Here is a 750-nt window from a genome sequence, read left to right on the forward strand (position 1 = left end):
AAACAACTCAACAAATCGCAACTCAAAATAATTGTTATAGTTCTGCTCATATTTCTTACACTACTTATTTTAAGTTTGTTAATCTGGAGATGGCGGGTTCGGCAACGGTTCCGAAAGGAACAGCAGCAGCGGCGGTTACGCGAGTTGGAACTTACTGCAATCCGGTCGCAAATGAACCCCCATTTTCTTTTTAACAGTTTGAACTCAGTGCAAAACCTGGTTCAGCAAAACAAGGGCCGCGAGGCCCATTTGTATTTGGCCGACTTTGCCGGATTAATCAGAAAAGTATTGCAGAATTCAGAAAAAGAAGAAGTATCACTGGCCGAAGAACTGGAAATGATAAAACAGTACCTGAATCTCGAAAAACTGCGGTTTGATTTTGATTTTACTATTTCGGTTGAAGATAAAATTGATGCGAACAATACGATGGTTCCTTCAATGCTTTTACAACCTTTTGCAGAAAATGCAGTTATTCATGGCCTTCAGAATAAAACCGGCTACAGGCAACTAAAAATAGAAGTCGCGCGTGACAAGTCGGGAATAAAAATCACGATTGAAGACAACGGGATTGGCAGGGACGCAGCAAAAGAAATTGATAAAGCAAAAAACGGAAAAGGCTCAAAATTGATGAAAGACCGCCTCGAAATCTTACAGGAAAAACACGGAGAAAAATACCATTTGGAAACCATCGACTTAACAGGAAATGATATTGGAACACGAGTAGAAATTCAGATTCCGGATGAAAAATAA

The 750-nt window shown here is 39.7% G+C and carries 1 protein-coding gene; it reads left to right on the forward strand.

From position 1 onward, the window contains the following. Nucleotides 1-750: sensor histidine kinase (locus K5G00_RS29485; RefSeq protein ID WP_238770232.1), on the forward strand; the 750-nt coding region annotated here is incomplete at its 5' end.

Origin of the sequence: Maribellus maritimus (assembly GCF_022267315.1) — a bacterium.
Classification (GTDB): Bacteria; Bacteroidota; Bacteroidia; order Bacteroidales; family Prolixibacteraceae; genus Draconibacterium; species Draconibacterium maritimum.